Raw genomic sequence first — 13,989 nt, 5'->3', positions numbered from 1 at the left:
AGCAAAATGACAATTACCGCAGCAAGCATGCAAAAAGATGTTTATAAAGAGTTTCACAGTCGTGCATACCATCCTGACGTAACCGAGGTTTATGCTAACTTTACCTCACGCAACGGCAAGCTAAGTAATGTTGAAAATAACGATAAAGTGGCGTTTGTTGGTTTGCAGTACTTCATCAAAAGTTATTTACAAGAAGAGTGGGCAGACTTTTTTAGTCGTGACAAAACTATTGCCGTTGCTGAGCACAAACGCATTATGAGTGCCATGCTAGGTTACCCAGTAAATGTTAAGTATTTAGAAGATTTACACGATCTGGGATATCTACCACTGAAAATTAAGGCACTGCCTGAAGGTACTCTTGTACCTTATTCAGTACCGCCAATTACCGTAGTGAATACCAAAACGGGTTTTCAGTGGCTAACCAACATGATCGAAACGGTTTTAAGTTGTGAAAATTGGCCAATCCAAACTAGCGCAACCACCTCTGTCGCTTATTTCAAGGTATTTAAAGAGTTCGCTGAAAAAACAGGATTACCGATGGAATTTGTCCCCTTTCAAGGTCATGACTTCAGTTTTCGGGGGATGTTTGGCAAGCAAGCAGCTGCGATGAGTGGTTTTGGGCACTTAGCCTCTGGCCTAGTCGGTACCGACACTATTCCCGCGGTATTATTCGCTGAGAAATACTATGGCGCTAATGTTGACCAAGAGTTAGTTGGCTGTTCAGTTGATGCCACCGAGCACTCAGTGACTTGTTCATGGATTTTAGAAGGTGAAATTGAGTTTTTTAAATACTTGATGCGAGAGCAGTCACCAACCGGCATTTTAAGTGTGGTTTCTGATACTTGGGACTTTTGGACCCTAGTGACCGAATATTTACCACAACTTAAAAATGAAATACTGACTCGCGATGGTACTTTGGTGATTCGTCCTGATTCAGGCGATCCCGTCAAAATACTAACCGGATATAAATTATCACCAGTATCCGAATACAGTGAACTGTTCACAGACCAAAAACAAGCTCAGCTCGACGCAGTTAGTAGTGGCTACGAAGCTTACCGTTGGTGCGGCGAATACTTCGCTAGCAATGAGCAAAGCAACAAGCCACTAATGCTATGTGAAATAAAAGGGTTGATAGAGTGTTTATGGGACATTTTTGGCGGTACGACAACCGACAAAGGCTTTAAATTGCTAGACGAACACATTGGTGCTATTTACGGTGACGCTATCACCCTAGAACGCCAACGCCAAATACTACAAAGACTGATGGACAAAGGTTTTGCCTCTAAAGTTGTACTTGGCATAGGTTCGTACAGCTATCAATACGTTACTCGCGATACTCATGGCTCAGCGGTTAAAGCAACTAGCGTGGTAAAAAATGGCGAACGAGTCGCTATTTTTAAAGATCCCAAAACTGACACCAAGAAAAAATCAGCCAAAGGGTTGTTAAAGGTCGATAACGTCAACGGTGAGCTCACCTTGTTCGACAACGTAAGCGAGCAAGAAGAAAAAGAAGGTCTACTCGACATTGTTTTTCAAGATGGCAAATTGATAAAAGAAACAACACTAGCTGAGATTAGAGCGCTAATCAATGAACAAATATAAAGCGATTAGCGCGCAAGGATTGAGAGATAAAACAAAATGAATATAAGAAATAATCAAGAATTGCTGCAAGCACTTGCAAATGGTGTTGCGGTTAAATACCTTTTTTTCTGGGGGCACCAAAGCAAAATGACTAGTAGTGCACCTGTTGTCACCAAAAGCTGTTTTAGTCAGTGGTATCACGCTCCTTTTACCAGCGATAACTGCCACTTTCAAACTGCAGAGCACTATATGATGTTTGCTAAAGCCATGTTATTCGATGATAAAAAATCAGCGAACAAAGTGCTTGCCGCCCAATCGCCCGGCGAAGCAAAAGCCATAGGTAGAACTGTCGCCAACTTCAATGACCAAGTTTGGCAACAACATAGGTTTGATATTGTGATAAACGCCAATTTGGCTAAATTCAGGGCTCATAATGAGCTTGCCAATTTTCTTATTAACACCAATGACAGAGTAATCGTTGAGGCGAGCCCTGTTGATTCGATATGGGGAATAGGCATGGCCCAAGACAATCCGAAAATAGAGCAACCTGAACACTGGCGTGGTTTGAATTTGTTGGGCTATGCCTTAATGGAAGTAAGAGAGCGACTGATCAATGACTAACCCAATAGTAGGCATCACAGAAAAGCAGCTCACCGCAATATCCAAATATTTGAGCTTTGTTTTACGACACAAACCCGATGCTATTGGTTTAAAGCTAGACAGCTGTGGCTGGGCCTCAATCGATGAGCTTGTCGATAAAACTACTGAACATCCACTGACAGCTGAACTTGTTGATTTAGTCGCTGAAACGAATGACAAACAGCGTTTTGCAATAAACTCAAACAGAACAAAAATCAGAGCGAACCAAGGTCACTCTATCGATGTTGATCTGGCATTAACACCACTTATACCACCTGAGAAACTGTTACACGGAACCGCTGAACGCTTCTGCGCAAGTATTCAGGAACAAGGACTCAGTAAAGGAAACAGACACCATGTTCACCTTACCGAATCAAAAACGGTGGCGGCGTCGGTTGGCAGTCGATATGGAAAACTTAAAGTGCTCGAAATCGATAGCAAAAAAATGCATGAGCAAGGTTTTATCTTTTATCGCTCAGCAAACAATGTTTGGCTCGTTGACAATGTACCAACTGAATTTATTCACTGGCACATTAGCTAACCAAAACAGAAACACAACAAAGGAATAATACATTGAAAATTGATCAAGAGTCGTGGCTTGAGGTTGAGCCATACTACCAACAGCAAGCATTTTGGCCGGATAGTGGCAAACATATCATGGCTCAAAGTTGCCAAGATTACGTAATAGTTTACCAAGCTTATCGCCCTAGTATTGGCAACTTTGCAGCAAAACAACAGTACTTTGGCGGTGACTTCAGTTATTCGAGAATGAGCTGGATTAAACCCAACTTTCTCTGGATGATGTATCGATCAGGCTGGGGCACCAAAGAAGGTCAAGAGACCACATTAGCCATATTTCTCAAACCTGAATATTTCGAATATTTACTACAAAATGCTTTTCCGTCAACTAACGTATTTGGCTTAGCACAACAAGAGTGGAAAGAAAAAATAGCCACTACTGATGTCCGCCTTCAGTGGGATCCCGATCATAACCCCTATGGTGAAAAGCTCGACCGCAAGGCAATTCAGCTAGGCTTGAGAAACAACTATTTAGCGCCGTTTAAAGGTGATGGCATTTTTCGCATTGAAGATATTTCACCCTTTGTTGCCGAGCAAAGAAAATTTGTCGAAGCTGGTGATTTAACAAAATTACTGACGCCGAAAGAGCGAGTGTTTTCGGTCTCAAAAGAAATTCAGAATAATCTGTGTATGTAACAGACACCGCAATGAATGCCAATATGGTTCACTTTTTTTGCGGTGAAAATGAGTCGAAATATAGGAAATTTTAGCAATTTATTAATTTTAAGTTTGCTTTCACAAATTAAACTGATTATTATGCGCTCGCTTATTTAGTGAGCAACTATCATTTTTCAACTAACTGTAGAGGAGTAAAAAACATGAAAAATACATTATTACCCTTTGCAGATCTTTTTAGCTAGCAACAAGCTACGCCAACATTCTGTAATTCTTTTTAAGCTGAACTAAAGCAACTCACTTTAGCACTTCGTCGCTAGAGCCTGTTTGTTTGCCTATGGTTTTTGTTCAACGCTAAAAAGATCTGCCAAACCGTATTCGTTTTAAAAAACCAAATTTTCAAATGAACAAAGGAATTGGTGTTATGGACAAATCCGTCCAACAAATTACTGACAAAGTTAGCCTTATTGCCTCAAAAAATACGTGGATTGAAGGGCTAGCAATACAACAATTAATTAAAACAGCCGAATTAACCGGTATGGAACGCGTCGCGGGTATGCCTGATTTGCATCCGGGCCGAGGTTATCCGATTGGTGCGGCATTTTTCACGCGCAGTAAAATTTATCCGGCCTTAGTCGGTAATGACATTGGTTGTGGCATGGCGTTGTGGCAAACATCGAGCAAAGTTGCCAAAGTCAATCTAGACAAAATGGCTAAACAATTCAAAACGATTGAACAGCCACTTGACGACAACTGGGCTGATGACATTGCTCAAGGCAAACGCGAGAAAAATATTACTAACAGCAATTATGATCATGCGCTTGGCACTATAGGTGGTGGTAACCACTTTGCAGAGTTTCAGGCGATTGACCAAGTTTACGACCAAAGCCAATTAGATCAACTGGGCATAAACAAGAAGCAGTTGCAGCTTTTAGTGCACTCGGGATCTCGCGGTTTAGGGCAGTCGATTTTGGTTAAGCACATTAGTGAATTTAACCATGATGGTTTGGCGACAAATAGTGAGCCATTTAATCAGTATATTGCTGAGCACAACCATGCGGTGCGCTGGGCTGAGCTTAACCGTTCACTTATAGCCAAGCGCTTTTTAGCAGCGATAAAAGCACAAGGTGATTGCGTACTTGATGTTAACCACAACCTCGTTTCACCCAAAACAATCGATGGTGTTAAAGGCTGGCTTCACCGCAAAGGGGCGACGCCTAGCGACGCTGGTTATGTTGTGATTCCGGGTTCACGCGGTGATTACAGCTATTTGGTGAAACCGCTATTAAACCAGCAGCAGGAGCTAAACCACAACTTGTGTTCTCTTGCTCATGGTGCGGGCCGAAAGTGGAAGCGCGGCGACTGCCAAAGCCGATTAAGTCACAAGTACAAACGCGAAGACTTATACCGAACAGCATTGGGTAGCCGAGTCGTTTGTGGCAACAAAGAATTGTTATACGACGAGGCGCCGCAAGCCTACAAAAAATGTGAAAGTATTATTTTAGATATGGCAGCGGCAGGTTTAATCGAGATTATCGCGAGGTTGCGCCCGGTACTCACATTTAAAACTAACGGGAGTTGTAGCAAATGATTTTACTTCAATTTTCCGCCGGCCAAGGGCCAGTTGAGTGCTGCCAAGCGGTTGCACTCGCCGTTAAAGCCATTGAAAAGCAATGTAAAACGAGCGATCTAAATTGCACGGTAATTGACGCGAGTCAGGGTGAAAACAAGTTAGGTTTTAAGTCGGCCTTACTGCAGATAGAAAGCAATCAAAAAGCAACAGCTTTAGCGTTTGCACAAACGTGGCAAGGAGCAATGCTTTGGGTTTGCCAAAGTAAATACCGCCCACAACACAAACGCAAAAACTGGTTTTTTAGCGGCCAAGTATACCAAGTAGACGAAATGACATTTGATCGCGAGATTGTTTACCAAACTTGTCGATCATCTGGTGCTGGCGGGCAACATGTCAACACAACAGACTCGGCTGTGCGAGCCACTCACACTAGTTCAGGAGTTTCAGTGCGCGTTGAAAGTGAACGCAGCCAACACGCCAACAAGCGTTTAGCAAAAGCGTTGCTGTTTCAAAAACTGCAAATGGCTCAGCAGCAAAAAATGAGTCAACAAGAACAAGCGCGCTGGCAACAACATTGGCAATTGCAACGAGGTAATCCAGTAAAAATATTTAAAGGTGAAAAGTTCGTGTTAAGTCAATAGTACATAACCAATTTAAGGAGAGTAACAATGTTAATTTCACAACTAAAAGGTGCTCTCTTCTAGATTCAATTCTAGTGGAGAGCAAAATGAAAAACTACATTAGAAATCAACAAAAGAGTAGCTACTAACCACAATAATACAGCTACTCAAGGAGAATATAATGACTGTTATTACAGCAGCAATAAAAGATGGCAAAGTATGTATCTCTGCCGACACGCAATTAAATTTTGGCTCGTTAAAAGTACACGCAAAATACGTTAACGATCGCAAAAAACTTTTTCCGGTACAAGACAGTGTTATAGGCATGACTGGCTGGTCGGCAACCAGTCAAATCCTCGAGCACTTAATAGAAACGGAGCCGAAACTATTTAACCTAAAAACGAGGTGGCAAATATTCGAAACCTTATTGGCGATTCAAGACAAGTTGAAAAATGAATATTTTATTGAAACCAATGAAGACAGTGACCAGCCGGTTGAGTCAAACCAACTCGACGGCTTGATCATTAATTCCTCTGGCATTTTTCAATTTGGTAGTTATCGCGAAGTACATCAGTATGAGCAGTTTTGGGCGCTCGGCTCAGGCAGACGTTTTGCATTGGGTGCTATGCATGCTCTTTATGAGTCTGGAGCAACGGCACAACAAATCGCTGAAACAGGTGTTCATGCTGCCGCTGAATTTGACGATGGCTGTAACCTACCTTGCCATAGCATAGTCTTAGACATGGAGAAAAATACTGGTAATGAGTAAACAACGCGTTTTATTTATTTGTAGTCGCAATAAATGGCGCAGCCCAACAGCAGAGCAGGTCTGGAAAAACTACCCTGCTCTTGCCGTACGCTCAGCAGGTACTAGCCCAAAAGCAAAACGAACGGTAAATGCCAGCGACATACAATGGGCAGATATTATTTTTGTGATGGAAAATAAACACAAATGTCGATTAAAGGCGCAATTTACTCGACTGTTACATCATACAAATATTCAGGTACTCGATATTCCCGACGAGTACCAGTACATGGATCCAGAACTAGTTGAGCTTATTACTCAATCAGTCAGTGGTAGTTTGAAGATTAATACATGCTCACAGTAACTAGGTAGTTGCGATAGGCATAACTAAAGTGAGGATAGAACAATGTAATTCCGCGATTAATACCGCACACACTAACTTTGTCAGCAGCGCTGGCAAAGCGTGTTGTTGCACCGCAAATTTACAGCGCCGAATTATCTGCATTGCAGAACATACCCGCTGTAAAAATAGTCGTTACAATTGGAGTTACAAAAATGAGAGTTAAATACCCGCGTACCCCACATTTGCCTTGGTCACCAGGAGCTACGTCAGACGACATACACCAAGGCAATGCCAGCCCTTTTGAAGGCAAAAAGGTTGTCGTTACTGAAAAAATGGATGGCGAAAATACAACGCTTTATTCCGACTTTATTCACGCGCGATCCATCGACAGTCGCTTTCACCCATCTCGCACTTGGGTTAAAGCACTGCAAGCTCGTATTGGCTATAACATTCCAGCAGGCTGGCGCATTTGCGGTGAGAACCTTTATGCACAGCATTCTATCGCCTATGACAATCTACCGAGCTATTTTGTCGCTTTTTCAGCATGGAATGAAAACAACATGTGTTTGGATTGGCAAGCCAGTAAAACGCTGTTTGCTAAGTTGGGGCTAGAACCACCAAAAGAACTTTATACTGGTTTGTGGTGTGAAAAAACGATACGCGAACTCACGCTAGATCAAAGCAAGCAAGAAGGTTACGTGGTTAGACTTGCCGACAGTTTTCATTTTGATCAATTTGCTCAATCGGTGGCCAAATGGGTTCGTCCCAACCACGTCAGCACCAACAAACACTGGATGCACGCTGAGGTTATTGCCAACGGTTTAAAAGGCGCTGATAACTAGGAGGTTACCATGAACAAACTAACTACTTGGCTACAAAGCTTGGCAGAGAACCATACGCCCAACTTTGCAGAATGTGTTGACTACTTAGGGCAATATTTCCCTTTGCTGCACCAGTTCGAGAATACCGAACAAGACTCGGATTGGCATGCAGAAGGTAATGTTGCTATTCACACAGAGATGGTCTTGCAAGCACTTTACACCCAGCTAGAGTCAGAGGCCAAACACATTCGGGGAGTTGCTCGCCAAAGCTTGATACTAGCGGCATTGCTCCACGATATTGCAAAGCCGTTAACAACTCGGCGCAAGGAAATTGCGGGAAAAATACGTCTAGTTGCTCCCAAACACGAGCAGATTGGCACTAGCTATTTAGCGACTCGCTTAATTTCTTTACCGCTTGATCAACAAAGTGTTTTAACTATTATGGGCTTGGTTGGTTTTCATCAAATGCCTAAATTACTGGTATTGAGAAATAGCGACTTTAAAGACTACTTTAAGTTGTCGTTAAACGTTGATTTAGCCCTGCTTTACTGGCTCGAAATTGCAGATATGAAGGGACGAATTTGTCCTGATTTATCAGTACAACTCGACTTTTTAGAACAGTTTCGGCTATATGCTGAAGAGTATCAGCTCTGGCAAATGGCTACTCCAGCATTAGCTCACTTGGCACAAATCCAGGTAAAGAAAAACACCGCTGAGCAAGTGTTTTTAAATAGCTATGCAACCACTCAACTTGCCAGTGGAGACATTAGCACAGCTGAAGAAGCAATAGCTAAACATTACCAAGCGTGCCAACAATACAGTCACTTATACGTTATGTGTGGCATAAGTGGCAGTGGAAAATCGACTTGGATTGAGCAAAACCTAAGTAATTTTGACGTCATTTCGCTCGATGAAATAAGGCGTGAAATTAATGGCAAACGCTTGAGCCAAAAAAATCGAGGACAAGTATTGCAGCAAGCTAAAACAAGGCTTAAGCAAGCACTAGCACAAAAGCGTGATGTAGTTTGGGACGCCACCAATATTCGCAAAGACTTTAGAAAAATCATTTGCGATTTAGGCACAAGCTACAACGCGCTAATCACTATGGTTGTTTTTCAACAAAGTGAAAAAGCCTTGCGAACAAACAACCGACATCGCAAGTTTGCCGTTAGTGACGAAGTTATTACTGACCAGATGAATAAGCTGGAATGGCCTTGGTTTAGCGAAGCGCATCGCTTGTTGATCATTGGCGAAAAAGGCAAAGAGCTTTATCGCTATGGTTCGTTTGAGTAAAGTCTGAGCGCGCCAGCCAAGTTTGACGTGATATCGAACTTGGCTGGTACTCAAAAAGAAAAATGCCAGCCGTATTATTAGGCCTCACTCCAACTCAGTACATTGACATATTTAACAACTATCTCCGCAGATTTTTTTGGTTCTATTTGCAATAAAAAATGCGGCCCTTTCAATTCTTCGTATGTTAAGTCACTAAAAGCAGCTGAAAACTCATTACCTTTTTTCACACTAACCAGTCGATCTTTAGAGGCTCTTAGATAGAGTATTGGTATATCACATAGTATAGGAGGTAGTCGCTGGTGCAACATGACCTCTAATCGAGCCTTTAGTGTTGTCTCAGGTACAGACTTAACCAGCCTTGTAAATTGACAGAGTAACTCACGCGAAGCTCTACCATCAAAAAATAAATGTTGATGTAAAATGCTACCACATGATACAGAAGCTAATACGTGAATGGGCAACTTCAGCGCTAGCTTAATCATCACTTTGTTAGGGCTGCTTAGAAAGCTAGCAACAAAGATGATACCTTTGACTCTCGTACAAATGTTTAAATCACTTTTGATAAGCTCGATCGCAAGGCCACCGGAAAATGACTCAGCTAGTAAGACAATGTCTCCATCAGGTAACTGTTTAGCAACTCGCTTAGATAAAGATACATAGTCCTGTGCACCAGATTGAGGTAGTGAAATAACTACGCAATCGCTTGGATAATACTTAACAAAGTCAGCAAATAACTCTCCTGTACCGTCCATGCCGGGTAGTAATACTAGTTTCAATATACAAACCTCTCCATAGCGTTTATAACAATTAACCTAACAACAAAAAATAATAGTGCAATGAACCTGGCTAAAGACAATAGCTCAGACATTTTGAAGTCTTATTGGTTTAACTGTGATAACTTTATGTCCTTCAAGACTATCAATTCAAGTAGGGAGTACTTACCTTGCAGATCACAAAAATACAAATTAAGGATGAAAATGGCTTTGGCCAAGTTTATCAAGAATTAGAATTGTCGTTCGATCGCATCCAAATCACTGTTAAAGACTTAATTGTAGAGCGGGTATACCAAGAAGTCGTCCAATACAATGAAAAGCAGCAATCTAGTAGACATTCTCTGGTCAAACCGAAAACTCTAGAAACCACTCTCAACGGCTCACCGAAAAAAAAACATCAAGTAGATCCTGAAAAACAAATTGAAATAGCATTTAACGCATTTGAAAGTAACGGCTTTTTCATTCTCATAGACGACATGCAAGCAGAAAGCTTAGACCAAACCATCAAGATAACCGCGAATACCTCTATCAGTTTTATCAAACTAACCCAACTAGTGGGAGGCTAAAAAGACCGATATGCTAGAAAAAATTTTACAAAGGCTTAGAAACGCTAAAACGTCGGGTGCACAGCCACAAACTTCTGAATTTGATCACTACTTCAACGCGATACAAACACAAGTCATAGACTCGACCGAGTACCTCTATAGTTATCATCATTTGCCTTTTAAAGACTGTGAAGAATATCAGCAGCTAAAAAAATTACCTGCATTACAAAAAATTGCGGCGCTTGAAGCTTTGATGAACAAAATTAACAGCTATGATCTTGATACACGTGACTACAACAACCCCAATAAGCAAGCAAACTATATTTACTCAAGATTAATCGAAGCTTTACTTAAAACGAGAATAGATTTTCCAATCGATTACAGTTTTAGCGATTTGTTTTCTTTGCTTTATCACCAAGGCCGCAAAAATAAACTAGCATTGAACGATGGTCCTTTTGGTTATTTCGCCACTCAAATTGAAAAACACGTAAAACGACATGGCCCACAAACGCACATTGCTGAAGATATTGAAGAGCTTTTGGCTAATAAACTAATTAAGCCTCATATAAACGGCAATGAAGGCAACTACTATTGGGGGCCAGATATCGGTAAAGCCATTCAAAAACTCCAAAATGCTCTTACTAGTGCCAACGCTAATGGCGAACAACAAGTTCCTTCTTACAAGTTTAGCAGTGGTCGCTTTGGTCAAATAGCAAGACAAGCTTTCGAGACAAGTAACCTGACAAACGATAACAATTGGAATAGCTTACTGCGTCACTTGTCGACTGCTAAAGCTGGCAAACCGAGCAAAAAATTCTTAACCACCTCGAGCCAACTAATCGACCAAATTGGCATTAAACCATATAAAAAGTTAGTCAATCAGCTATTCAAGCAGTTGGTTGAGTTAGAGGTCATTATTACGCAAAGAACCAGTAACTATAATGGCCAAGAATATGTTTACCACAACTATGAATATATAGAGTCAGGCTGTTATCAGTTGTTAAAAGGGCTAATTTGGTCGATGAGTCGCTTTCATGATCAAGAAAGCGTGCAAAATATCGCTAAACTGACGGAAAAGTGCTTCGAGAAAATACCTGATCACGGTCCTGTTGCTTTAGCAGTCGGCAATGCGGGAATTTATACCTTAGCTCAATCAAAAGGGCTTGGAGGAATTGGTCATTTATCTAGGTTAAAGCTCAGAGTAAAACAAAATAGTACCCAAAAACTGATCCAAACATACATAGATCAACAGGCAGAAAAACTTGGTATAAAGCCAGCTCAGGTCGAGGAAATATCTGTCCCTGATTTCAACCTGATAGAGGGAAAAATTAGCATACCGTTCAATGATTTTAGTTTACAAATAAAGGTATCAGGCGTTAATCAAGTAGAGCAAATTTGGTTAAAGCCTGATGGTGTACAACAAAAGTCAGTGCCTGCTTTCGTCAAAAATGATAAAGCACTTAATGACAATCTCAAAAAAGCAAGAGCCACTGTCAAACAAATAAAGCAAAACCTATCTACACAAAAAGATCGCATTGACCGAATATATACCGATGTTATGGAATGGACCATTACAGATTTTGAACAATACTATTTAAAGCACGGCTTAGTTAGTGTTATCGCGCAAAAATTAATTTGGTCATTTGATGAAAAACCTCTGTTATACATTAACGAACAATGGCAAGACGTATCAGGCAACGCCGTTAATATTGATCCAAATGCTAAAGTTACTCTGTGGCATCCGCTATTTTCTGAAGCAGAAGAGGTTTTAGCATGGCGAGAACGCCTGGACTATCTAGGAATTAAACAGCCGATTAAACAAGCTTTTCGTGAAATTTATTTACTTACGGATGCCGAAATTAATACTCGTATTTATTCCAATAGAATGGCTGCACATATTATCAAACAGCACCAATTCAACTCTCTAGCTGCAACTAGAGGTTGGAAATATACACTACAAGGTGCCTTTGATAATGGAGCTGACGGCGAACTAGCACAAAAGTATCTACCGGCACACCAGCTCACCGCCCAATTCTGGATAAACGAATTGATAGATGAAGACGGCCAATATACTGATGTCGGTATTTGGTATTATGTTGCTACTGACCAACTCAGGTTTTGTGATCAATCCGGTGAAGCCGTTGAACTCGCTGATGTCCCACCTCTATTGTTTTCCGAAATCATGAGAGACGCTGATCTATTTGTAGGTGTCGCCAGTGTGGGGAACGACCCTCAATGGCAAGATGGAGGGCCTGACGGAAGAGCAGCATACCGTGACTATTGGCACTCCTACTCTTTTGGTGATTTAAGTGAAGTGGCAAAAACTAGGAAAGACGTGTTAGAAAAACTATTACCACGCCTTAAATTGCGAGATGTTGCGCACATTGATAATAAGTTTTTGATCGTTAAAGGTACAAAACACACTTATAAAATTCACATTGGCAGCGGAAACATTTTAATCATGCCTAATGATCGCTACCTGTGTATTGTCCCGAGTCGGAGCAAAGATAAAAACCTCAATAATGTATTCTTACCATTTGAAGGTGACAATGGTCTATCGATTGTACTTTCGAAAGCGTTTTTACTCGCAGAAGATAATAAAATTAAAGATCCAACGATTTTGAGTCAGCTATAAATTATTAGTTTGTTTATAGAGAATAGTTACTTCAGTTAACGAAGTAACTATTCTTATGTCAAAGCAAGGAGTACTAAGCTTGTACTATTTCGCGCCAATGTTCCTGTTCAATCAATCTTTCAAGTTTAGCTTTTGACATTCTCACTATAGGTTTACCATCGGTACTACTTCTACTTGTAACCCTCAATTCATTAAACGGATATACAGATAGCTCTATATTGAACTCGTTTACAATATAAATATGTTGATAAACTCTAGGCTTGTTATTCTTCATGATAAGCACTTCATTTTGCTCAAAAGAAATTTTCTCATCGTTTAAAAATGTAGTTAACAACTCAATGTCATCACAAAATACGTGCAAGTCGATATCGCTAGTTCGCTTTATTTTACCTGTACTAACAGACCCAATTAATCTGGGAGAAAAACAGTCTAATAGCTCCATAATTTCTAATGCTTTTATTCGCATTCTAAAAAGTGTATGGGCTCTATCAAAGCTCCGATCCTGCATACTTAATTCATGTACCGCATTGACAATTTCGCCATTAGTAGGGAAAAACTGATTTTTGCTTTTGCAAATGCGCTTAGCCGCTATCCTTTTAGCGTCGAAATACTGGCTAACGCCTTCAAAGTACATAAGCTTCGCACACTCTTGAATCATTAGTGTTTTAATGTGTTGTTTGTTCATGATAAATGGACCATTTAAGGTCGGGTTTTAAGCTTTAATAGAAGAAAAATGCTGTAATATGTAGTCGACTGCAAATTCTGGCGTACAAACCACACCATATGGATCGCGACCATTTAAATCTAGATGACGCAATACAATCAACTGCTTCAGTCTGGAACTATTTCTTAGAGCTCGTTTTGTTTTTGCTGGGTGGGTTAATAAGTCCAAATGATGACGAATTAGCCAACATATATTCTCGTTAAAGATGCCACTAAGTAGCTCAGCTCCTATTTCTGCGTGAGTGGGTCCATCGATCGCTTTTCCAATATCATGAAATAATGCTGCAGCCCATATTTCAGGATCATTGGAGAATTTAAGACTAAGTTGGAACACCTGCAAACTGTGAAACAGCGCATTACCTTCTGGGTGATATGTTGGATTTTGTTCGACAAATTCTAAATCAAGGAGGGTATTTAATAAGTATTTACGCAATAACTTTCCGGTCTAGCCGGCTGTCATGGTTAAAAGTAATAGCCACAGATTTGTGACTAACTCGACTATAG

Annotated in this window: 15 protein-coding genes; 12 read left to right on the top strand and 3 right to left on the bottom strand. The window is 40.8% G+C overall.

Annotation, left to right across the window (positions count from 1 at the left end; all coding sequences use genetic code 11):
* Positions 1–6 precede the first annotated feature (6 nt).
* From J7384_RS05445 to J7384_RS05400, 10 genes are all read left to right on the top strand, one after another.
* Positions 7–1,602, top strand: coding sequence for a nicotinate phosphoribosyltransferase (locus tag J7384_RS05445; RefSeq protein ID WP_209111887.1), 1,596 nt, complete (start codon positions 7–9; stop codon positions 1,600–1,602).
* A 36-nt stretch (positions 1,603–1,638) separates the two neighbouring features.
* Positions 1,639–2,202 (top strand): NADAR family protein, encoded by a 564-nt coding sequence (locus J7384_RS05440; RefSeq protein ID WP_209111885.1) that lies wholly within the window; start codon positions 1,639–1,641, stop codon positions 2,200–2,202.
* Positions 2,195–2,761, top strand: coding sequence for an RNA 2'-phosphotransferase (locus J7384_RS05435; protein WP_209111883.1), 567 nt, complete (start codon positions 2,195–2,197; stop codon positions 2,759–2,761). Before J7384_RS05440 ends, J7384_RS05435 begins: the two co-directional genes overlap by 8 nt.
* 32 nt (positions 2,762–2,793) lie before the next feature.
* Complete coding sequence (locus tag J7384_RS05430; protein ID WP_247741651.1) at positions 2,794–3,435, top strand: DUF4291 domain-containing protein; 642 nt, start codon at positions 2,794–2,796, stop codon at positions 3,433–3,435.
* A 403-nt stretch (positions 3,436–3,838) separates the two neighbouring features.
* Positions 3,839–5,005, top strand: coding sequence for an RNA ligase RtcB family protein (locus tag J7384_RS05425; protein ID WP_209111881.1), 1,167 nt, complete (start codon positions 3,839–3,841; stop codon positions 5,003–5,005).
* Positions 5,002–5,628, top strand: a complete 627-nt coding sequence (prfH, locus tag J7384_RS05420; protein WP_209111879.1) for a peptide chain release factor H — start codon at positions 5,002–5,004, stop codon at positions 5,626–5,628. Before J7384_RS05425 ends, prfH begins: the two co-directional genes overlap by 4 nt.
* A 160-nt stretch (positions 5,629–5,788) precedes the next feature.
* Positions 5,789–6,376 (top strand): hypothetical protein, encoded by a 588-nt coding sequence (locus J7384_RS05415; RefSeq protein ID WP_209111877.1) that lies wholly within the window; start codon positions 5,789–5,791, stop codon positions 6,374–6,376.
* On the top strand, positions 6,369–6,716 hold the full coding sequence (locus J7384_RS05410) for a phosphotyrosine protein phosphatase (RefSeq protein ID WP_209111875.1): 348 nt from the start codon (positions 6,369–6,371) through the stop codon (positions 6,714–6,716). The genes J7384_RS05415 and J7384_RS05410 overlap by 8 nt, the downstream gene beginning before the upstream one ends.
* 191 nt (positions 6,717–6,907) lie before the next feature.
* Positions 6,908–7,537 carry an RNA ligase family protein gene (locus J7384_RS05405; protein WP_209111873.1) on the top strand — a complete coding sequence of 210 codons (630 nt, stop codon included), beginning with the start codon at positions 6,908–6,910 and terminating at the stop codon, positions 7,535–7,537.
* Between the two features lie 9 nt (positions 7,538–7,546).
* Positions 7,547–8,809 carry an AAA family ATPase gene (locus J7384_RS05400; protein WP_209111871.1) on the top strand — a complete coding sequence of 421 codons (1,263 nt, stop codon included), beginning with the start codon at positions 7,547–7,549 and terminating at the stop codon, positions 8,807–8,809.
* A gap of 77 nt (positions 8,810–8,886) precedes the next feature.
* On the opposite strand, the gene J7384_RS05395 is transcribed toward J7384_RS05400, so the two are convergent.
* Positions 8,887–9,585, bottom strand: a complete 699-nt coding sequence (locus J7384_RS05395; RefSeq protein ID WP_209111869.1) for an alpha/beta hydrolase — start codon at positions 9,583–9,585, stop codon at positions 8,887–8,889.
* Positions 9,586–9,752: 167 nt separating this feature from the next.
* Between J7384_RS05395 and J7384_RS05390 the strand changes: the two genes are divergently transcribed.
* Together J7384_RS05390 and J7384_RS05385 are read left to right on the top strand one after the other, a co-directional pair.
* Positions 9,753–10,148 carry a hypothetical protein gene (locus tag J7384_RS05390; RefSeq protein WP_209111867.1) on the top strand — a complete coding sequence of 132 codons (396 nt, stop codon included), beginning with the start codon at positions 9,753–9,755 and terminating at the stop codon, positions 10,146–10,148.
* A gap of 10 nt (positions 10,149–10,158) precedes the next feature.
* Complete coding sequence (locus J7384_RS05385; protein WP_209111865.1) at positions 10,159–12,762, top strand: DUF4132 domain-containing protein; 2,604 nt, start codon at positions 10,159–10,161, stop codon at positions 12,760–12,762.
* 73 nt (positions 12,763–12,835) lie between these two features.
* Here the strand turns inward: J7384_RS05385 and J7384_RS05380 are convergent, their stop codons facing one another.
* Positions 12,836–13,447, bottom strand: coding sequence for a nucleotidyltransferase (locus tag J7384_RS05380; RefSeq protein ID WP_209111863.1), 612 nt, complete (start codon positions 13,445–13,447; stop codon positions 12,836–12,838).
* A 27-nt stretch (positions 13,448–13,474) separates the two neighbouring features.
* On the bottom strand, positions 13,475–13,918 hold the full coding sequence (locus tag J7384_RS05375) for an HD domain-containing protein (RefSeq protein WP_209111861.1): 444 nt from the start codon (positions 13,916–13,918) through the stop codon (positions 13,475–13,477).
* Between the last annotated feature and the right edge of the window lie 71 nt (positions 13,919–13,989).

Source organism: Endozoicomonas sp. G2_1, from assembly GCF_017744155.1.
Lineage (GTDB): Bacteria > Pseudomonadota > Gammaproteobacteria > Enterobacterales > Alteromonadaceae > JAGHQT01.
The sequence above is the reverse complement of the archived record's forward strand: the minus strand, read 5'-3'. Positions and strand labels throughout refer to the sequence as shown.